Genomic DNA, 21,930 nt, shown 5'->3' on the forward strand with positions numbered 1-21,930 from the left:
GGTAATGTTGTCAAAAATTCAACATCTACAACTCTTCAATGCCTAATCCCCTCACCCTGCTATCTCAAAATTAGCAATGGCGAACTACGGATGTGTTCAGGCATAGATCTAAATGGAGAAATCCATGCTTAAACAAAATAGCCGAAAGCCTCTATATGTAGGTTTGGCGGCATCAGCGGGTGGACTGGAAGCATTAACTATCCTGCTAAAAAACACTGAGAAACATGACAGCCTGTGTATTGTTATCGCTCAACATCTCTCGCCAGATCATGAAAGTTTATTGGTCAATTTATTAGCTCGTGAAAGTAACTTCCCGATTTTGACCGCAAAAAATGGCATGTCATTATTGCCCGGAACAGCCGTTGTAATCCCTCCCGGTTATAACGGTACCGTGAGCGACGATAAGATCTATCTGCAATCTACTCATAAACATGGTGTGCCTAAACCTTCGGCAAATGATCTGTTTGTTTCGATGGCTGAAACTTATCAAGAACGTGCTGTAGGCGTGGTTTTATCCGGCACAGGTAGTGATGGTGCTCGTGGTTGTCGGGAGATTAAGGCTCGGGATGGTTTTGTGTTTGCACAGCTACTTAACGAAGCAAAATACGAAGGTATGCCAAAAGCTGCCATAGATACCGGCTGTGTGGATCGCGTATTAAGTGCGTCACAAATTGCATATGAGTTAATTCGGTTGGCAAATTATGAAGAAATCAGTAACCCGCCCAAAAAAGCCGGTAATGAATTAGATTCGCTTGATAACATTTTAGGATTATTGGCCAAACAAACAGGGGTCAGTTTCTTTAATTACAAAGACAATACCTTGCGCCGGCGGATTAACCGTCGACTGTTAGCGACTGATACTGTTAGTTGGATTGAGTACGAGCAATATGTTCAAGAGCATCCTTATGAGTTAGATAATCTTTATCAGGATCTATTGATCTCAGTTACGGCTTTTTTCCGTGATGAATCGGCCTTTAATGAATTAGAAAAGCTGCTTCGCAGAATCATCGCTGGTAAAAGCAAAGGTGATGAAATTCGTATCTGGGTAGCCGGATGTGCGACGGGCGAAGAGGCTTACAGTATCGCGATTATATTGCGAGAAATTCTTGGGCACGAACTGGATGATTATCGCGCTCAGGTGTTCGCGACAGATATAGATATGAAAGCGCTGGCCATTGCTCGCAAAGGAAAATATGAACAGGCAGCGATAAAAGGACTTTCTCAAAATCGCCTGGATCGTCATTTCAACCAGATGAATGATGGATATATGGTCAAAAAACCGCTGCGCGATATGGTGTTATTCGCCAAACAGAATCTGGTGGAAGATCCTGCCTTCCTGCGTCTGGATCTGGTGACTTGTCGGAATGTGTTGATTTATATGAAACCACCACTTCAAAAACAAGTTCAAGCCACCTTTCATTACGCATTAAATCCAGATGGTTTTTTGTTTTTAGGTAAATCTGAATCATTACCCAATAGTGAGTTATTTGATATTGATTCAAATGAAGGTCGTACTTTTTCTCGCCGCAACATTAATAGTCTGGAAGTGTACCGAAGACACAAAGTGAAACAACAACCGGCCAGAAGTACAAATCCGAACAGAATTAAAGCATCTACCAGAAACATTGATACCTTAGAAGATCGGGTGTTTAAAGCAGTCACCCAATACGTTATCTCCAATGCTTTTGTTGTTGATGACAGCATGGAGATCCGTTTTATCTATGGCGATATTTCACCTATTACACAAATTGGGCGCGGCCGGGCCAGTTTGAATTTGCAAAATTTGGTGCGTAATGAATTTCAGCTGGAAATTAAAGGGCTGGTTTATAGAGCCAAAAAACAACCACAATCCTATCGCAGTCATATCATCCGCCTCGGCAACAATGCATTTATGTTTGAAGTGATGCCACTGCAAATCGCTGATATAAACGATGCGCTATATCTGGTTCGATTTGAACAAACCGCAGTGGATGAGCTTATCAACGAGGAAACAGAATCGGCAAATTACGAACGGATTGTGCAGTTACAACAAGAGTTGACGTCGAGTAGAGATCATTTACAAACGGTTATTGAAGAGTTGGAAACCTCTAATGAAGAACTTCAATCCGTTAATGAAGAAATGCAGTCAGCCAATGAAGAATTGCAATCCACCAATGAAGAGTTGGAAACCTCCAATGAAGAATTGCAATCGACCAATGAAGAACTGACCACGGTGAATGAAGAGTTGCAGGTAAAAAGTATTGAGATCATCTCACTTAATACGGATCTGCAAAACATGCAAAACAGTTTGTCTCATCCATTTATGGTGGTTGACGACAATTTGTTACTGACGCATTTCAATCCCGCCGCCCAAAAACTATTTAATTTAGAGAGTGTGAGTGTTGGTTCACGTTTAAACCAGTTACGAAGCGACTACAGCCTGCCAGATTTAATCAAATTAATTGATAAAGCCCATGAAACGGCTCAAACAGTTAATTTTCAAATTACCGGTGAAAGGCATTATCTACTTTCAGTAAATTCGTATCTCGATAGTCAGGGCAATATTAATGGGGCGGTTTTATTGTTCTGGGATAACACAGAGTTAATTCAAACCTATGATCGACTTAAACAATCGTTAATTGAAAACAACTTGCAGGCCAGAGCGATGGAAGCTGCCCAGCAGGGCATTATTATCGTGGATGCTCTGACTGAAAATATGCCTATTTTATATACCAATCCGGCATTCACCCGGATGACTGGCTATAAAAGTGAAGAAGTCATTGGGCAAAACTGCAGGATATTACAAGGTGAAGCCACTCAAGAAGACGCCATTGACGCGATAAAGCAGGCAGTGAGCGAGGGAAATCCACTGCAAACCACCATCTTAAATTACAGGAAAGATGGCTCCACTTTTTGGAATCAATTGAGCATCGCACCTGTTTATCACAATGAGCAAGTAACTCACTTCATAGGGCTACAATCCGACATTACCCAGTCAATTATCGATAACCGACAAATGTCATTAGCTCAATCGGTATTTGATAATACTCAAGATAATATTCTGGTCATTAACCACAAACAGCAAATTCTTTATGCCAACCAAGCATTGCTAACCACACTTAATATTGAGAATGATGAAATTCTGGCAACTAACATAAATGATTTTCTGCGTTGTGATGAAGAGAGTGAACTCACATTAAATCAACTGTGGAAAATTCTGGCCAAAATGGGTTCATGGCGTGGTGAACTGAACTTTTATTTTCAGGGCAAGTTAAAACCGCAGATGGTGTCTATCAGTCGCGTTGAAGATCAGCATGATGGAGACGTTTGTTACGTACTGCTTGCCAGCGATATCGCCGAACTAAAACGTCGTGAACAACAACTACATAGACTGGCTTTATTTGATGAATTAACCGGCTTACCTAACCGTATGCATCTTAATCAAATCATTAAAGATGTCGTAGCGCGTGCCAACCGTAAACAAAGTAAGTTTGCGTTATTGTTTTTAGATTTAGATAACTTTAAACGCATTAATGATTCTCTGGGCCATGCGGTGGGTGATGATGTATTGCAATACTTCACTCATGTCGTTTCCGAACTGGTGCGCGAAAGCGATACCTTTGCTCGTATTAGTGGCGATGAATTTGTCATTCTGCTAGAAGAAATTGAATCGGAAGTGGATGCACAGATTTTTGCCCAACGTATTATTGAAAACCTCAAAAAACCCTTTCAAGCTAACGGTCAAACATTGTTTATCTCCTCAAGCATTGGTATCGCTATTTATCCCGAGGATGGTGATCTGCCCGACATATTGCTGCGAAATGCAGATATTGCCATGTATCGTGCCAAAGAAAATGGTAAAGGCTATTTCGGTTTTGTTGATCCGGAACGCTCTGATGAGCTTAGAAAACAATTACAGATTGAAGCTGAATTACAAAGAGGTTTGATAAAAGGTGAAGATGTTGGTTTGCATCTGGTCTACCAACCTATTTTTCATTGCAACGATCCTGAAGTGGAAGCATCTCTTGAGGCTTTGATCCGCTGGCATCATCCGCAATTGGGACACATCATGCCCAAAGAACTTATGCCCATTGTGCAAATGTCGAAACTCACCGCTGAGCTTGATGAATGGGTTATCGAGCAGGTTATACAACAGCGTAACCAATGGTTACAGAATCATCCGGAAAAAGCCGAAACCTTATGCATATCCATCAATATGCATCCTTCACATTTAAACCGACTGCATGATCCGGATAACAGCAAACTGTTATTAAAATTACAAAAACTCGCACCCCTTAGCTGGCTTACAATTGAGGTCACTGAGGTGGCGTTATTAGCCCACTTCGAAAATGCCAAATTAGCACTAAAAAACCTCACTAAGCTTGGTGTATCAATTGCTATTGATGACTTTGGTTCAGGTTATTCAAATTTTGGCTATATTACTGAGCTTAGCGAAATCAAAGTGGTGAAACTGGATCGATCGGTCATTTATCAGTTTGAACATGACAAACATAAATGCCGAAAAGTAAAAGCACTACTGACGATGCTGCACGATATGGGGTATGAAACGGTAATTGAAGGAATTGAAAACCACGCTGCAATGCAAACTATTACCGATATGGGGTATCAAAATGTTCAGGGGTTTTACCTGAGTAGACCCTTGTCGGTCGCACAATTGGATAAGCAGTCTATGGATATTCAAAAAAGTTAATCTTCATCTGCTAAACAGCATATTTACCTCGAAGATTGTCTTCTCACCTATCAACCCAACTGAAGTTTAATACTCACGAACAGTTGCATTTCAAAAAACACCGCTGTTAATTTTGTTTTTCCCTTATTACTACTCACTTGCTTCAATAAAACGTCACTGACAGACTCTCCAGCTTCTGAACAATTTCCGAAGATAATAAAACACCACAAGGCGCACAGAATCTTGATGAGAGTCTTGTTACATTAGCTTTTGAATTGTGGTAAATTCCTTGCAGTTTATATTGAATAAAAATAATAGATAAGCATATGAATATATTGATATTTACTGGACTTGTGAATAACGGAGCATGATACGGTTTCGGCAATTAGTTGCGGGACGTTCTCAGTATTTATTCCTAAGCCTGTTGTGGCTGCTGTTTTTTCTTGCGCCAAATATCAGCTTTGCTCAGCAACAGTTTGTCGGTCAATGGTATGAAGTCAGCCAAAATTGGCGTTTTCCCGATCCACCATTCAAAACCATTGACGCTCCAGTTCTAACGGGTGGACATTTTGTTTTTCGTTCTTCATTTGAAATCACCGATGCTGATGAAACAATAGTTATTGATTTTAAAAACGCGAGCGTTTTAGGTCATTTTCATCACTACATTTCCGATTCAACTGGCAACGTTGTTGCTGAGGCGAGAGGTGGCATTGAATCGGACGCAAAAAATACCTTTTTTCTAAGGCATGGCCGTGAATTCCGCTTGCCTGCGGGACAATATGAACTGACTACAGAGTTGGTTTCTACTTATTTCATTGCTGAGCCTCAGCCATACTGGGACTCGCTCGCCCATTACCGGCATGCCATAAAATGGGGCACGGTGATCACTTTAGTCAGTATGGGCATCCTGATAAGTTTGGGGGTGTATTACGCGATTCTGGCTTATGTTAGAAGACGTATAACTGAAACCATGTACACCATCTTTATCTGGATGAATGTAGTTTTTAATGGCACTAGCCTGCTCATCACACCCGATCTGTTTAATATCCATTGGTTTTACCTTGCCGGCGCTCCCATTTTGCTGAGCAATTTTGCTTACCTATTGTTTGCCAAGCATTTATTACAAATAAGAGCCTCCACGCACCCCAAACTGAATACTCTGGCAAAACTGTTTTTGACTGGTATGGCTGTATTGCTCGTGGTAGCCATATTCAATAAACACTTGATATTAGAATGTGCTCGCTATGGTGTCGGGTTAATGATGCTTTACGGATTAATCGCCGCACTGGTGCGTGCCTTTGAAGGTTACAAAATCGCCTATTTCTATCTGGTGGCGATTGCTGCTTTTTTTATTATTGGATCGTTCGCCATCTCCAGCAAAGATTTGGAAGGCATCTACACCATTTATATCGAGCATATCGGTCTGTTGGCGGTTACCGTTGAAGTGTTACTGATCGGTCTGGTACTGGGTTATCAGTTTGCCGAAATTTACCGTGAAAAAGAAAACAATTTGTCTTTGATACAGCATAGTTTACAAATAGCCCATCATGATGCTTTAACTGGCCTACCCAATCGTTATGCTTTAGATCTAACTCTCGAAAAACTCCCCTCCAACGGCATGATAACGATGTTGGACATGGATAATTTGAAGACCTACAACGACACCTACGGTCACCACAAAGGTGACGAAATGTTACAAATGTTTGCCACTATTCTGTCCTCAAAATTAGATACACTCGGCGTACTACATCGCATGGGGGGTGATGAATTTGCCATCACCAGTGAAAGTCTTTCTTATGCAGAAAGAATTAAAGAGGTCATTGCTGAAACTATCAGCTATATGCAGCTAAACGGTTTTGAGAAAGCAGGGGTCAGTTATGGTTCGGCCTATATGATAGAAACCATGAATGTTGATGATCTTCGTATGCTGGCAGATCAACGCATGTATCAACATAAACGCAGACACAATGACCCGCAATGGGCTTAAAACTTCATTAAGAAAGGACGCTTATGCAGAAACTGATTTTTCCGGTATTACTGGCATTACTTCTGCCGTTAATAGCCAGTTGGTTCGCCTATCCTGAGACCCATTTGCCACCGGATTTTGGTGTATTTCCCCCTCAATATGTTGCCGATGCCCCCGGGTTTAATCTCACCGTGTTTTGCGTTATCGCTTTGGCCGAACTTTTGGTTCTCACCTTGTATTTTGCTCCGGCTTTATTTGGGTTCAAAAAAGTGCCCCCTGCTCCTCGAGCTAAAACTGTAGCCTTGCCCATCTGGTTCTGGATTGGCTTGGCGGTGACTTTATTTTTCTGGTGGTTGATGTGGAGCCGGATCACCATTTTTGGTGATCTGGTCTATTATGCGTTTACCCCGATGTGGTGGGGGTTTATCTTTGTACTGGATGGTTTGGCCTATCGTTATTCAAATGGTCAATCACTGTTTGCCAGCAAACCTAAAACCTTTCTAATGACTGCCATTGTTTCACTGGTTGGTTGGTATTTATTTGAATATTTTAATTATTTTGCCTTGGGCAACTGGTATTACCCCAACAGCACCATGCCAGAGCTAAGTCACCAAACGATAGTGATCATTTTTCTGTTGGCTTATACCACTGTCTGGCCTGCCATTTTCCAATGGTATACCTTGCTAAACACCTGTCCGAGACTGGTCAGTCGCTTTGCAAATGGACCTAAACTCAGCCTGAATGGCAATCTGTTAATAATAGCCGGGTTAGTTTTATTAACCCTAATGGTGTTCTGGCCCTATCCATTGTTCTGGGTGTTATGGATTGGACCGTTACTGGTATTCTCAGGGGTATTGATCCGAGCCAATATCTGGTCACCGTTTACTGCGATGGCTGAGGGTAACTGGTCCCCGGCCTTATTAATGGCTGTATCAGCCATGCTCAACGGCTTTTTCTGGGAGTTTTGGAATTACGGCAGTGCTCATCCCGCACAGCCCGTGACCAATCCGAATTATTGGGTCTACGACATTCCTTATATTAACGTCATCCATATCTTTTCAGAGATGCCGCTGCTCGGTTATATGGGCTATATGCCATTCGGCATATTGGCTTGGGTCATCTTTATCTGGGCCGGTAAAGTGTTTGGCTTTAATAGCGATTTAATCAAAAAATAACTACGAAATGCTTTGATGGTCGGTAGCCTACCACTGTCTGCTGACCATCATATGTAACCAAATAGCCTCATTGCGTAATTGAGCATCATTGCCGAATGGCAGTTCTGGATTGGTGTAATCCACCTTTTTACGAAAATCGTATTCAATGCCGCTGTAAAAGGTCCATTCTTTATTGAGCTGATAGCTGCCACCAAAAGTCAGATGATGATCAAAGATGCCGGCCACAACGGGATTGATATGTTCTTTCGGTATCGGGTTTTTGCCGTAGTTATAGCCTGCGTATAAGGTCGTTTTATCGCTGTAGCGATAGGCCATGCCGGTGGCAAACACTAATTGGTTATTCCAATTCATGGTAGAGGTACTATTGATATCCGGTAAGGCTGGGTTACTTGGATTACTGGCACTTAATACGTTGTTTTTCATCGCATCAGACCAATTTATCCAGTTTATTTTTAGCGACAGCAATAACTTATTGTTCATCTGATAGGCAGCACCCACCCCAATTTCCTCGGGTAACGCCAACCCTTTTAATGTGACATCATCGTATTTCACTACGCCTAGACCTGCCCCAGTCATGTTGAGCTTTAATTGACCATCGGTTAATGGCAGCTCAGTCTTCCCGGTATAAGTTGCTGCTAGCGTGAGTTTGGGTGTTGCCTGATATTGAATACCCAGTTTAAAACTGGTGCGTAGGCTGCTGGCATCTTCGATTTCAATACCGTTGAAGGTCTGCGGCGCGGATGTGGATGTATCGGCAAAAATCTTTTGTTCGGCCTGGGCATAGACCAGACCAAAACTTCCACCGACCGACCATTTATCATTCACTTTACAGCCTAAACCCGCTGTCAATTTTGCCACAGCAAATAAACCGGAATATTCATCCTCGGTGCCAAAAGCCGTTTGCAGATTTTCAAACACACCGCCCGAGCCGCCCTGTGCAAAAAGCCCAAGCCCGGCAGTACACGGTGTATTTTCAATTTTTTGGGCGTAGCCCATACCACCCAGGCCGGTATAGAGATTGCTCGCATGCCTGTCATTACCGAACTGATCTTCATGTGACAGATCGGTTATCCGCAATAAAGAACCGTAAAGGTCAAAGCGTTTACTATCAATTTGAGTTAGCCCGGCCGGATTTGTATTCAGCGCGCTGGTATCCCGAGCGACAGCAATATCCGCACCTGCCATTAATGTTGATTCAGCACCGAAACCAATCAGATTGATGCCATTTGTGGCATGGCTGGCGCCTGCAAAAAGCCCTAAAGAACATATTATTATTTTTTTCATTCGAAGCTCTTAATGAGTGCTCTTTTATTCATCCCTTTAGAGCACTTGTTACCACAGAACCTCATCATGAACGTTCCGAATACAGAACCAAGTAGCGGCACAAACTAATGTGTCTTTAATGCTACGTCAAAAAATTAACCAATCTTCGGATAAGCTGATCTGAATACTTTGATATAGATACTTTTGGCGAGAGCCTTGCCGGATACGAACTTATTCAATATTCTGGATCTGCTCACGCATTTGTTCGATTAATACCTTCAGATCAACTGAATATCGAGTGGTATCGGTATCAATAGATTTGGAGCCCAAAGTATTGGCTTCACGATTAAGCTCCTGCATCAAAAAGTCGAGTCGGCGGCCTACTGGCTCATCACGTTGCAGTACTCGTTTGACTTCATCGACATGACTTTGCAAACGATCCAGTTCTTCGGCGACATCACTTTTCTGGGCGATTAATACAATTTCTTGCTCAAGGCGTTCCGGTTCCAACGTGACTTCAAGCTCTGCTGCTTTTTGTGCCAGACGCTGACGTTGTTGTTCCAGGATCTCCGGCATACGTTGTTTTACCGCTTCTGCGATTTGTAAAATTTCGTCGCAGCGCTGCAAAATCATTTCCGCCAGGGCGTGTCCTTCCCGTTCTCTGCCACTGATAAAGTCTGCTAACACAATCTCCAGAGCATCCACAGATTGTTGTTTCAATGTCGCTAAATCCACTTGTTCGGTATCGGCTACACCTGGCCATTGCAATAATCTTAGCGGATCAATCGGCAAGGTCTGGTTAGCCATTTGGGTTAATTGATCACAAGCATTGATAACGGATTGAGCAAGATTCTCGTTAATATGCAAAGCCGTTTGTTGCTGAGAAGGTTGATAACGCAGACTGGCTTCAATCTTTCCACGAGCCATGCGTTCAGCAAACATTTTGCGGATATCCATTTCTAAAGGACGAAACGTTTCCTCCAGTCGCAATGCGAGCTCTAAATATCGATGATTCACTGATCGAACCTCCCAGATCAGGGTACCGAGTTCAGTTACTTGCTCATGGCGGGCAAAGGCGGTCATGCTTCGTATCACGATGTTTTTCCTATAGCTGTTGAGCGCCTATGGTAACGAAAACTGAACGTAAAAAGCACGCGGGAAATGGGTGGCATCAGTATAATCATCGTATTTTATGTTAAGGATAAAGCAGATGCGTCCAAGTGGCCGGCAACCAGATCAACTTCGTGAGATCACCATTACCCGCAATTACACAAAACATGCGGAAGGCTCCGTCTTGGTTGAATTTGGTGACACCAAAGTATTGTGCACAGCCTCGGTTGAAGAACGTATTCCACCTTTTTTGCGTGGTATGGGCGAAGGCTGGATTACTGCTGAATATGGCATGTTGCCTCGCTCTACCGGTACCCGTATGCAACGTGAATCTGCCCGAGGTAAACAAGGTGGCCGCACTATGGAGATCCAGCGTTTAATTGGTCGATCTTTACGTGCCGCCATCGATTTAAAAGCATTGGGCGAACGTACCATAACCATTGACTGTGATGTTATTCAGGCTGACGGCGGAACGCGTACCGCTTCCATTACCGGTGCCTTTGTCGCACTGCATGATGCAATTGATTTTTTAATTAAAAAACGCAAAATCAAGAAAAGCCCTTTACACGGCCAGGTAGCGTCTGTTTCGGTTGGTATTCATAATGGCACAGCAGTGCTGGATCTGGATTATGCTGAAGACTCTACTGCTGAAACTGATATGAATGTTGTCATGAATGATGCCGGGGCTTATATTGAGTTACAGGGCACTGCGGAAGGCCATGCGTTTCGTGCCGATGAATTACAGTCCATGTTGGATCTGGCGGCTAAAGGGATTGAACAACTGATGATTAAACAACGCGAAGCTTTGGCAAACTAATGTCACAAATTGTTCTGGCCAGCGGCAATATTGGCAAACTGCGTGAGTTATCGCAGATCCTTAGCCCATTAGGATTGAAGCTGATTGCCCAATCCGATTTGAATGTTGCTGAGGCCGAAGAAACCGGCCTCAGTTTCGTTGAAAATGCCATCATTAAGGCTCGTAATGCCGCTTTAGTGACTGGTTTACCAGCCATTGCCGATGATTCCGGTATTGAAGTTGATGCATTGCATGGTGCTCCTGGTATTTATTCATCGCGCTATGCCGGACCCGATGCCTCCGATACCGATAATATTCACGCCTTACTTACCGCAATGAAAGATGTGCCGGAGAATGAACGCACAGCCCGTTTTCAATGTGTGGTGGTGTTTATGCGTCATGCTGAAGATCCGACCCCGCTGATTTGTCAGGGCAGCTGGCAGGGACAAATTCTGCAATCGCCAAGCGGCGATGAAGGTTTTGGTTATGATCCGGTTTTCTGGGTTCCCGAAACAGATTGCACAGCAGCCGAGCTTTCACCTGAACAGAAACATGCGATTAGTCACCGAGGCAAAGCCATGCGTCAGTTCATGGAAGAATTTAAATACACTCGCCACCAACCATAAAAGTTTGCTATTGCTAAACCTATATTTAATACGCGAGTCATTCTGCCTTGCAGACTAAAATCATCAAGGCTGATGCCACTATGTTCAACTTCACCACCTTACCGCCACTTAGCCTGTATATCCATGTGCCCTGGTGTGTGCGTAAATGTCCATATTGCGACTTTAATTCACATCAGGCCGGTAATGAGATCCCTGAAAAAACCTATATCGATGCATTGATCCGCGATCTCGAACAGGATTTGCCTCTGGTCTGGGGACGAACGATTCAAACCATCTTTATCGGTGGTGGTACTCCCAGCCTATTCAGTGCAGAAGGTTATGATCGTTTATTTTCAGCTCTGCGAGCATTATTGCCAATCCGCGCTGATGCAGAGATTACCCTAGAAGCCAATCCCGGCACCTTTGAAGCAGCTAAGTTCACCGACTATCGTGCAGTGGGCATTAATCGTTTATCAATTGGCGTTCAAAGTTTTAATGGTGATTCATTAACTGTTTTGGGTCGCATCCATGATGGCAAACAAGCGATTCGTGCTGCAGAGATCGCCCACCATGCTGGTTTTGATAATTTCAATCTGGATCTGATGTTTGGTTTACCCAATCAAACAGCAGCGCTCGCCCAAAAAGATGTAGAAACAGCGATTGCTCTCGAGCCAACACATATTTCCTATTATCAGCTGACCATTGAACCCAATACCTTTTTTCATCAATCGCCACCACAATTACCCGATGATGAGCCGATTTATGACTGGCAAATTGCTAATCAACAACGCCTTGCAGAGGCCGGTTACCTGCAATATGAAGTCTCAGCGTATGCCAAAAAAGGCTGCCAGAGTCGTCACAACCTCAACTACTGGCAGTTTGGTGATTATCTGGGCATAGGCGCCGGTGCGCATGGAAAATTAACCAGCGCCGCCACACAGTCGATCGAGCGACTGGTAAAACAAAAACAACCCCAAGCCTATCTGGATAAGGTCAACAGTTCACAACGTATTCTGAAGCAAGAACAAGTCGGCATTAATGAAATTGGTTTTGAGTTTATGCTTAACGCGCTGCGCCTGACCGATGGATTTGCCACACCTTTATTTATGCAACATTGCGGTGTGCCATTGGCGACGATAAAAAGCCAACTTGCAGAAGCTGAAGAACGTGGATTGATTGATTATTCGGTCGAGTGGATTCGCCCAACTGAGTTAGGTCAACGTTATTTAAACAGTTTGATTGAACTATTTTTGCCGCAATAATATGCTGGCGCAGGTCATAAAGGGAGTCACCATCATGTTGAAATGCCATCTTATGGCTGCCGGAGCAATGCTGTTAATGGCACTGCCAACCCAAGCCGATGTCTTATCTATCGCAGAACCGACTTATAATACGCCGAACTCTGAGACAGGTGTTTTGCGTCCGACACGTGGCATGACAATGCAGCAGGTTGAACAGAAGTTTGGCAAGGCGCAGAAGCAATACGCGGCCAAAGGCACTCCAGCCATTACTCGCTGGCAATATTCACAATTTGATGTGTATTTTGAGAACCAGCTAGTGATTCACTCGGTGGTTCAGCGCGAACCGGCCCCACAGTAAAACAAGTTTAAGATTCGCCCAGAAAACGCCGTCTGGCCCATGCTGGTAATGTACCGACTCTGGCATGATGCAGTGAATCCATCTCTATAACGATTAATACCAACACGCTAATCAGTGTCGGCAGAAAGCTCAGCCCGCCAACAAAAGCAAATGCGGCTTCTTTCATTAGCCCGAGATAGGTATAACTTAACCAACCCAACACTGCGACACTGACGACGGCTGTAAGCACCATGGCGAAGATAAAACTCCAGCGCCGTGCAATTTGCCAATGGATATAAACAAACTCACTGTCTTCACGCTTGATTCGGCTGGAACGAATAAACGTGTAACCCAAAAATGAAAATGATAACAACGGCACCAGCACGATAAACTCAAAATAACTCTTACCTGTTGCGGCTATCGCCGTGAACAGGAGGATATGGTTCGCAATCAGGTTGGTTAAAAAGATATCGTGCGGCATTCTAGCCGCCGCTCTTTCCTGATCTTCTGGTGCCGTCATTTCAGTCATATTATCTGGCCAAGTTGTTGATGATCGCCTCGCGTACTGAGTCCAATGTAGCACTAACTGTAATTACAGGTGAGGTGCTTTGCTTAATCGCAATATCCGGATCTTTAAGACCGTGTCCTGTCAGCGTGCAAACAACTGTGCTGCCTTCAGGGATTTTGCCGGTTTTAATATCACGTAAAGCGCCGGCCAGTGAGGTTGCTGACGCAGGTTCACAGAAAATACCTTCTTTTTCAGCCAGTAATTTCTGTGCAGCCAGAATTTCATCATCCGAGCATTCATCAAACCAGCCGTGAGATTCTTCTTTGACTTTCCAAGCCATATCCCAACTTTGCGGATGACCAATGCGAATCGCAGTAGCAACGGTTTCAGGGTCATCTACCATGGCGCCACGCATAAACGGCGCACTGCCAGCAGCTTGATAACCCACCATTTTCGGCCGATTACCCACAATGGCTCCACCAGCATATTTGCAATGACCATGACAGAAAGCACAAGCTTCTGTCACATGTTCACCACAGCCAGATGAATATTCACAATAACCAATCCAGTGTGCAGTGATATTACCGGCATTACCGACTGGCAGGCAGTGATAATCCGGTGCACGGCCTAATTCTTCAACAATCTCAAAAGCGGCTGTTTTCTGACCTTGCAAGCGGTATGGATTAATCGAGTTTACGATGGTGACAGGCGCATGTTCAGCGACTTCTTTAACTAATTGCATGCCTTCATCAAAGTTACCTTTGATTTGGATAACGACAGCATTGTGCATCATCGCTTGTGCCAACTTACCCTGAGCGATTTTGCCATCCGGAATAATTACAAACGCAGTAATACCGGCACGTGCAGCATAAGCCGCAGCTGCAGCAGACGTATTACCAGTTGAAGCACAAATAATCGCTTTACTACCGTCTTCAACGGCTTTGGTCACCGCCATGGTCATGCCACGATCTTTGAATGAGCCCGTCGGGTTCAAACCTTCATATTTGACATAAATATCAACATCTTTGCCAATCAGTTTAGGGATGTTATTCAGCTTCAATAGTGGAGTGTTACCTTCACCAAGACTTATCAGACGAGTGTCGTCATTGACCGGCAAACGGTCGCGATAGCGTTCAATCAGGCCAGTGTAACGTGGACGAAATGACATAAAGTTTCCTCTTTAATTCTTTAACGGGCGCTAAATCAGCCCAGCGTTTCCATGCGAATACGCATGATCGCATCTTTAACGGTGTCTAAAGCTTCGATTTGAGCGATAGCCTCATCCATGTTTTTTTCAACTACCGGTTGCGTCAGCATAATGATTGGCACTAGGCCCTCTTCTTCTTCCGGTTGTTTTTGCAGAATCGCTTCAATATTGATGTCCTGCTCGCTGAAAATCCGCGTGATGTCAGCTAACACACCCGGTTTATCTTCTGTACATATGCGCAAATAATAGGAGGTTATTACCTCAGACATTGGCAAAATTGGTGTGTCTTTTAATGAATCCGGTTGGAAAGCCAAATGGGGTACGCGATTTTCCGGATCTGTAGTTAACGCACGGACAATATCAACGATATCAGCCACTACGGCAGAAGCAGTGGGTTCAGCACCCGCGCCTGCACCGTAATATAAGGTTGGCCCAACTGCATCGCCCTTCACTACTACCGCATTCATCACGCCATTAACGTTGGCAATCAGCCGACGTTTTGGAATCAATGTCGGATGTACGCGCAGCTCAACACCTTGTGCTGTTTTCTTAGCAATGCCCAGATGTTTGATGTGATATCCCAGTTCTTCGGCGTACTGCACATCTTCCTGAGAAATTTTGCTGATGCCTTCGGTATAGGCTTTATAAAACTGTAACGGAATACCAAACGCGATCGACGCCATGATGGTCAGCTTGTGTGCCGCATCAATCCCTTCCACGTCAAACGTTGGATCCGCTTCGGCATAACCTAGTGCCTGAGCTTCAGCCAACACATCGGCAAAGTTACGGCCTTTGTCGCGCATCTCAGTGAGGATAAAGTTGCCCGTACCGTTAATAATGCCTGCCAGCCATTCAATGCGATTGGCTGCCAAACCTTCACGGATAGCTTTAATGATAGGGATACCGCCAGCTACCGCCGCTTCAAAAGCAATGGTGACGCCTTTCTCCTGGGCTTTAGCAAACAACTCATTACCATGCATCGCAATCAGTGCTTTGTTGGCAGTGACAACGTGTTTGCCATTTTCAATGGCCTGCATGACCAAATCTCGGGCAATACCAGTACCGCCGATCAACTCAACGACGATTTGAATGTCAGGGTCATTGACCACCGAAAACGCATCATCCGTTAATTCAATGCCACTGAGATCACAGGTTTTGGGTGAATCCAGGTTTTTATCCGCTGCACGCGTAATTTCAATACCACGGCCAGCGCGACGGCTAATTTCTTTTGAATTTCGCTTTAAAACACTGACAGTACCACTACCAACAGTGCCTAAGCCAAGAATACCAATTTTGACTGATTGCACTTTTTTGCCCCCTACCCTTTTTTCATCATGTCGCGGATACCACGGATTGCCTGCCGGGTACGGTGCTGATTTTCAATCAGTCCGAAACGAACATATTCATCGCCGTATTCACCAAAACCGATGCCAGGTGATACCGCGACTTTAGCGTCTTTGAGCAATTTTTTACTAAATTCTAACGAGCCCATTTCACGGAATTGTTCCGGAATTTTGGCCCAGACAAACATGGTCGCTTTTGGCTTCTCAACCGGCCAACCAATCGCATTCAAACCTTCACACAACACGTCACGACGTTGTCTATAGGTTTCAACGATTTCCGCGACACATTCCTGCGGACCTTCCAATGCGGTAATTGCGGCTACCTGAATCGGCGTGAACATGCCGTAATCCAGATAGGACTTCATCCGAGCCAAAGCCGCAACCAATGTCGGGTTACCAGACATAAAGCCTACCCGCCAACCCGGCATATTGTAGGTTTTAGATAAGGTATAAAACTCGACAGCTACATCAATTGCGCCGGGGATCTGCAAAATTGACGGTGCTTTATAACCATCAAAGGTGATTTCACCATATGCCAGATCATGAACCACCCAAATCTGGTGTTCCTTGGCGAAATCCACCACGCGCTGAAAGAAATCCAGCTCTACACATTGAGTAGTCGGATTGCCGGGAAAATTCAGCACCAGCATTTTGGGTTTCGGCCAAGAGTCTTTTACTGACTTTTCCAGTTCAGCAAAAAAATCAACATCAGGCGTCAATGGCACATGTCGTATATCCGCACCAGCAATAACAAAGCCATACGGATGGATCGGATAAGCCGGATTTGGTACCAATACTGCGTCACCAGGACCAACAGTTGCCATGTAGATGCGCCAAACCTTCTTTAGAACCAATGGTCACGATGGTTTCAGAATCGGGATCCAGAGTCACATCGTATTTACGCTGATACCAGTCGCAGATTGCCTTACGCAGACGTGGAATACCTCGAGAAACAGAGTATCGATGAGTATCGGGACGCTGGGCCGCTTCGACTAATTTTTCCACAATGTGCGCGGGTGCCGGTTTATCCGGATTTCCCATGCCAAAGTCGATAATATCTTCGCCGCGCGCACGCGCTTTTGCCTTCAAATCATTTACAATGTTGAAAACGTATGGCGGAAGACGTTTGATTCTAGGAAATTCGTCGTTCAACTGAGCACCTGCTATTAGCTAAAACGGTTGGCAAACCAAGCAAAATAACTGAAAATCATTCACACTTCAAATTGATTTATTACAGTGGATTAATATGAGTCAACAAGACCAATTGTACACGACGATCATTAATGATCTCCAAAAGGGAAAACTGGTACTGCCTACATTGCCCGAGGTTGCTCTCAAGGTACGTGAGGTTGCCAACAATCCGGATGTCTCTGCAGCGCAACTTGCTGAGGTCATCACCACCGACGCAGCGTTATCAGCTCGACTTATAAAAGTCGCCAACAGCCCGCTGTATCGAGGTCGCGTTGAAGTTGAATCGGTGCAGACAGCAGTGTCTCGACTCGGCATTCCCATGGTTCGCAATCTGGTCACCAGTTTGGTGATGGAACAAATGTTCCGTCCAACCAATAAAAAACTGGAAAAACGCATGCGCGATTTGTGGCAACACAGTATCGAAGTTGCTGCAGCCAGTCAGGTCATCGCCTCAAAACACTCTCATATTGCCAATGATGAAGCGATGCTGGCAGGATTGATACATGAAATTGGTGCGCTGCCAATTCTGATGAAAGCTGCAGATATGCCGGATTTAATAGAAGATCCTCGCCGTCTGGATACTTTGATTGAAAATCTGTATTCAAAAATTGGGGAAGCCATTCTTAAAAGCTGGGATTTTCCAGAGAATCTCATCACGGTTGCCGCAGAGCATGCTAACTTGAATCGTAACAGCCAGAACGGTCCGGATTTGACCGACGTGGTCCAAGTCGCCAGTCTGCAAAGCTATTTCAATACCAATAAGGCATTGGATCCCAACACTCGCGACAAGGTTCTAGCCTTCCGCAAGCTGGGTATTGATACCGGCATCAGTGTAGTAGAGCTGGATGAAAATAGTGAAGAATATGCTGCAGCTTTAGCTTTATTTCAAAATTTCTGAGTCTGTTTACCTAAAAAAGCCCGTTGTTCAATACAACGGGCTTTTTTATTTACTCTCATCGCTCATTAAAACAGTTAACAGTTTCATTGTCGCTTTCTCATCCAGACTAAGATATTTGCCGCGATAACGTTTAAATTGTCGGCGAAAGTAATCCAAAGTCTTGCCGCTTTCATACTGCAAAATCACTTGTGGATGAATGTAATTACTGCGACATACAGCGGGAGTGTTGCCAAGCCGTTCAGCCACATTTTTCACTGCTTCGACGATATTACTTTTACTGATTTTTTCAGTGGAAGCCGGACCAAGTTTATCCAATGCCACCGCCATCAAAACAGTTCCAGCCCAAGTGCGAAAATCCTTGGCACTAAAGTCCTCACCCATGACGTCTGAAATGTACTGATTCAAATCTTGTGCCGTGATTTTTTTCCGGCTTTTATCCGGCAAGGTGATATCAAATAATTCATAACCGGACATATTTTCCAATGCTATCAGCACCTCGCGTACCTGCTCATCGGTGACAGTACGAAATTGCTGTTGATGGCTTTTACCTTCGTATTCAAACTCCACACGATCATCTTTGATAGTCATGTGTTTTGCGCGCAAGGTGGTCAAACCATAAGTATGGTTTTGCCGGGTATAACTGGCACTGCCGGGTCGAAAAAAAGCATCATCCAGCATCCGTGTCATACAGGCGAGCACAGTGGTTTGATCAATGGGTCTTCGTTGGATATGTTGTCCTGTTACCCGCCGCATAGTTTCCAGTTGCTCGGCAAATCGCAAAATTCGTTTGAACTTCTGTTCGCTGGCCGTTTCGACCCAGTGGGGATTATAGATATATTGTTTTCGGCCCTGATTATCCCGTCCGGTCACCAAAACTTTGGCATCCCGATCCTGCTGAATTTCAACCCCTTCCCATGCAGGTGGAATAGCGAGGCTTTTTATCCAGCGTTTTAATGCCGCGTTTTTAACCGTCTTACCATTGCCATAACGATAACTGAACGATTTACCGTGTGGTTTGCGATGAATAATCGGATTGCTCATGATGCTATTTAGTCCGGAATGGTGAATCCAACACTATCTTGTCATGAGATTATGGCGTTTGACTTTAATGCAGATTATGTCTGCTGGCGAAGTCGCGAGGGATTATTCTGCTACCAGTATTTCTGCTTTATAAAAAGCACCGCTATCGACTGCCAACGTGCCGACCAATTTTGGTAATAGCTGGTTCATTGTCTCCATTAGCTGCCAAGGCGGGTTAATCACAATCATGCCCGAGGCTGTCATGCCGCGCTCGTCAGAATCCGCAGTGACGGCCAACTCAAAGCGTTGAATATTTTTGATGCCACTTTTAATAAATTGTTTTTCCAGGCGAGTGATTCGACTGCGTTCAACCACTGGATACCAGATGGCATAGGTGCCGGTGGGAAATTTTGCACAGGCTTTTTCAACGGTCTGAAACACTAAATCGTAATCAGATTTGATTTCATAAGACGGATCAATCAATACCAGACTACGGCGTGATACTGGTGGTAATAAAGACAATAAGCCTTTTAAACCATCCTCACGCATCACTCTGGCCCGTTTCACTTTTTGGGTGTTTTGCAATAACAAACTGGCATCTTCAGGATGTAATTCATATAACCAGGCTCGGTCTTGGCGACGCATACAATGCAAAGCAATAAACGGGGAACCGGGGTAATACTCCAGCGAGTTATTGTTATTGACCGCATCAATCACGGCAAAATAGGCAGCCAGTTCCGGCCAGTCAGATGCCTTTAATTTAGCAATACCATTTTGGTATTCCTGAAGTTTTTCAGCATGAGCTGAAGCCAGATGATAAAGACCAGCCCCGGCATGCGTGTCTATGTAGTCAAAGGCTTTTTCTTTTTTACCGAGGTGCTGCAAAATCTCAATCAATACAATATGTTTGAGCACATCGGCAAAATTGCCAGCATGAAAGGAATGGCGGTAGCTTAGCAAGGGATATCCTGATTATTTTTTAGGGACAGTGAATCGAAAAACAGCAAATTACGCTGAGCCAGCTGATTTGGCAAAAAAACTTCATTCCGCGTTAATTTAACGTACCTCGATCCGAGACATGATTGATGCCATCGTTCACTCGAACCTCACCCAACTCAAAAGGATTTACCCCTTCCAGGCAGGCGAGATTAAAGCCAAGTAGTTCAGGATTTGCTCTGGTTTGATGATGCGTATAAATCCCACATCTTGAGCAAAAATAGTGCTTTGCCGTCATGGTATTAAATTGATACCGCGAGAGCTTATCTGCACCTTTGGTGATTTGCAGAGTAGATAGCGGGACATACGCGGCAATGGCACCTTTTCTCCGGCACATAGAACAATCACAGCGCCGAGGGTCTTCAATACCGTTTGGCAAATGCACAACAAACTCAACCTCACCACAATGGCAACTGCCTTTATGATGAGGCTGAATTTGGGTGTTCCCTATTTTGGTGATCATTACGTTTTGGCTACTTTTTAATGTTTAGCTATCTGGAGCATGATAACGCGACAGCCAATGTGCATAAGGTGCAGGTAACACCCAGGCTGGATCTTCAATTTTTAAGGTTTTAGCTGCATGGTAAGGCCAGTGAGGATTGGCTAAATGCGCACGTCCCACCATAACTAAATCCATTTGTTGATCAGTAATAACCTGGTTCACCGTGTTAGGTTCATCAATGCCCCAGGCTGAAGCAACTGGGATCTCTGCTTCACGACGCACACGCTCAGCAATAGGTGCTAACAAAGCCGGTCCCCACGGAATAGCCGCATCGGGAGTAGAAAACCCAATACTGACACTGAGCATATCCAAACCAGATTGTTTAAATTGTTGAGTCAGATGAATCGACTCACTTAGCGTTTCTTCATCACGACCATCATATTCAATCACCCCAAAGCGGGCGGTTAATGGCAGATTTTCTGGCCAGACTTCTCGCACGGCTTGTAAAGTTTCCAGTAAGAATCGACTACGACCGGCCAAATCGCCACCATATTGATCGTCACGCTTATTGGAGTGGACTGAAAAAAAGCTTTGTGCCAGATAGCCATGAGCAAAATGCAATTCCAGCCACTCAAATCCGGCAGCTTGGCGCGTTTGGCAGCGGCAACAAAGTCAGCTTTAACCCGTTCAATATCTTGCAGCGTCATCGCTTGGGGGACTTTGGGCAAATTGGCACCAAAAGCAACCGCAGACGGTGCGATTGTCTGCCAGCTTTGCGGATCGCTATCAGCCAGATGATCATCACCTTCCCATGGACGATTAGCACTGGCTTTACGTCCAGCATGTGCAATCTGAATACCTGCACATGCACCGGCTTTTTTAATGGCCGAAGCAATTTTTGCCATGCCTTCAGCCTGGGCGTCATTCCATATGCCAGTACACCCCGGGGTAATTCTTCCTTCGGGACTGACTGCCGTGGCTTCAACAATCACCAGACCCGCACCACCGCGTGCTAATTGGGTGTAATGCGCCAGATGCCAGTCATTGGTATGGCCATCATCGGCACTGTATTGGCACATCGGTGGAACCGCAATACGGTTGCGTAACGTCACATCTTTCAGTGAAAACTCAGTAAACAATGCTGTCATAAAAATCTCTTGTTA

16 protein-coding genes and 2 pseudogenes are annotated in these 21,930 nt (G+C 44.5%); 8 read left to right on the forward strand and 10 right to left on the reverse strand.

The features are described from left to right. Window positions 1–124: 124 nt before the first annotated feature. The 3 genes from A9E74_RS02360 (at window position 125) to A9E74_RS02370 (ending at window position 7,810) form a co-directional block, all read left to right on the forward strand. Window positions 125–4,690, forward strand: a complete 4,566-nt coding sequence (locus A9E74_RS02360; protein WP_069295054.1) for an EAL domain-containing protein — start codon at window positions 125–127, stop codon at window positions 4,688–4,690. A gap of 346 nt (window positions 4,691–5,036) precedes the next feature. After that, on the forward strand, window positions 5,037–6,656 hold the full coding sequence (locus tag A9E74_RS02365; protein WP_069295055.1) for a diguanylate cyclase domain-containing protein: 1,620 nt from the start codon (window positions 5,037–5,039) through the stop codon (window positions 6,654–6,656). A gap of 23 nt (window positions 6,657–6,679) precedes the next feature. Beyond that, a complete protein-coding gene (locus A9E74_RS02370) occupies window positions 6,680–7,810 on the forward strand; it encodes a mechanosensitive ion channel protein MscS (RefSeq protein WP_069295056.1) in 1,131 nt (376 codons plus the stop codon). Window positions 7,811–7,837: 27 nt separating this feature from the next. On the opposite strand, the gene A9E74_RS02375 is transcribed toward A9E74_RS02370, so the two are convergent. Next, window positions 7,838–9,094, reverse strand: coding sequence for an OmpP1/FadL family transporter (locus A9E74_RS02375; protein WP_069295057.1), 1,257 nt, complete (start codon window positions 9,092–9,094; stop codon window positions 7,838–7,840). A gap of 210 nt (window positions 9,095–9,304) precedes the next feature. Continuing rightward, window positions 9,305–10,168, reverse strand: a complete 864-nt coding sequence (locus A9E74_RS02380; protein ID WP_342670154.1) for a YicC/YloC family endoribonuclease — start codon at window positions 10,166–10,168, stop codon at window positions 9,305–9,307. 115 nt (window positions 10,169–10,283) lie between these two features. Between A9E74_RS02380 and rph the strand changes: the two genes are divergently transcribed. The 4 genes from rph to A9E74_RS02400 all read left to right on the forward strand — a co-directional run bounded on the left by rph (window position 10,284) and on the right by A9E74_RS02400 (window position 13,183). After that, entirely contained in the window at window positions 10,284–11,000 is a 717-nt protein-coding gene (gene rph / locus A9E74_RS02385) for a ribonuclease PH (protein ID WP_069295059.1), read from the forward strand. Then, complete coding sequence (rdgB, locus tag A9E74_RS02390) at window positions 11,000–11,605, forward strand: RdgB/HAM1 family non-canonical purine NTP pyrophosphatase (RefSeq protein WP_069295060.1); 606 nt, start codon at window positions 11,000–11,002, stop codon at window positions 11,603–11,605. The genes rph and rdgB overlap by 1 nt, the downstream gene beginning before the upstream one ends. An 80-nt stretch (window positions 11,606–11,685) precedes the next feature. Continuing rightward, window positions 11,686–12,846: a radical SAM family heme chaperone HemW gene (hemW, locus tag A9E74_RS02395; protein ID WP_069295061.1), complete on the forward strand. Its 1,161-nt coding sequence runs from the start codon at window positions 11,686–11,688 to the stop codon at window positions 12,844–12,846. Between the two features lie 34 nt (window positions 12,847–12,880). Then, window positions 12,881–13,183, forward strand: a complete 303-nt coding sequence (locus A9E74_RS02400; RefSeq protein ID WP_069295088.1) for a hypothetical protein — start codon at window positions 12,881–12,883, stop codon at window positions 13,181–13,183. A 7-nt stretch (window positions 13,184–13,190) separates the two neighbouring features. Here A9E74_RS02400 and A9E74_RS02405 read toward each other — a convergent pair whose 3' ends face one another. The 4 genes and pseudogenes from A9E74_RS02405 to alaC all read right to left on the reverse strand — a co-directional run bounded on the left by A9E74_RS02405 (window position 13,191) and on the right by alaC (window position 17,372). After that, window positions 13,191–13,691, reverse strand: coding sequence for a hypothetical protein (locus A9E74_RS02405; RefSeq protein WP_069295062.1), 501 nt, complete (start codon window positions 13,689–13,691; stop codon window positions 13,191–13,193). 1 nt (window position 13,692) lies between these two features. After that, window positions 13,693–14,838, reverse strand: a complete 1,146-nt coding sequence (thrC, locus tag A9E74_RS02410) for a threonine synthase (protein ID WP_069295063.1) — start codon at window positions 14,836–14,838, stop codon at window positions 13,693–13,695. Between the two features lie 35 nt (window positions 14,839–14,873). Next, entirely contained in the window at window positions 14,874–16,184 is a 1,311-nt protein-coding gene (locus A9E74_RS02415) for a homoserine dehydrogenase (protein ID WP_069295064.1), read from the reverse strand. Window positions 16,185–16,195: 11 nt separating this feature from the next. Continuing rightward, window positions 16,196–17,372: pseudogene (alaC, locus tag A9E74_RS02420) on the reverse strand (alanine transaminase). A gap of 94 nt (window positions 17,373–17,466) precedes the next feature. On the opposite strand from alaC, the gene A9E74_RS02425 reads away from it, so the two are divergent. After that, entirely contained in the window at window positions 17,467–18,309 is an 843-nt protein-coding gene (locus tag A9E74_RS02425; protein ID WP_069295065.1) for an HDOD domain-containing protein, read from the forward strand. Window positions 18,310–18,354: 45 nt separating this feature from the next. On the opposite strand, the gene A9E74_RS02430 is transcribed toward A9E74_RS02425, so the two are convergent. From A9E74_RS02430 to A9E74_RS02440, 4 genes and pseudogenes are all read right to left on the reverse strand, one after another. Further along, window positions 18,355–19,350, reverse strand: a complete 996-nt coding sequence (locus tag A9E74_RS02430) for a DNA topoisomerase IB (RefSeq protein ID WP_069295066.1) — start codon at window positions 19,348–19,350, stop codon at window positions 18,355–18,357. A 102-nt stretch (window positions 19,351–19,452) separates the two neighbouring features. Further along, window positions 19,453–20,289 carry a 23S rRNA (adenine(2030)-N(6))-methyltransferase RlmJ gene (locus A9E74_RS02435; protein ID WP_069295067.1) on the reverse strand — a complete coding sequence of 279 codons (837 nt, stop codon included), beginning with the start codon at window positions 20,287–20,289 and terminating at the stop codon, window positions 19,453–19,455. 91 nt (window positions 20,290–20,380) lie between these two features. Continuing rightward, the gene (locus A9E74_RS13975; protein ID WP_084002840.1) at window positions 20,381–20,788 is read right to left on the reverse strand and encodes a GFA family protein; all 408 of its coding nucleotides are present in this window, start codon (window positions 20,786–20,788) and stop codon (window positions 20,381–20,383) included. 24 nt (window positions 20,789–20,812) lie between these two features. Beyond that, window positions 20,813–21,915 (reverse strand): annotated as a pseudogene (locus tag A9E74_RS02440) (NADH:flavin oxidoreductase/NADH oxidase). Window positions 21,916–21,930 lie beyond the last annotated feature (15 nt).

Origin of the sequence: Methylophaga muralis (assembly GCF_001720165.1) — a bacterium.
GTDB lineage: Bacteria > Pseudomonadota > Gammaproteobacteria > Nitrosococcales > Methylophagaceae > Methylophaga > Methylophaga muralis.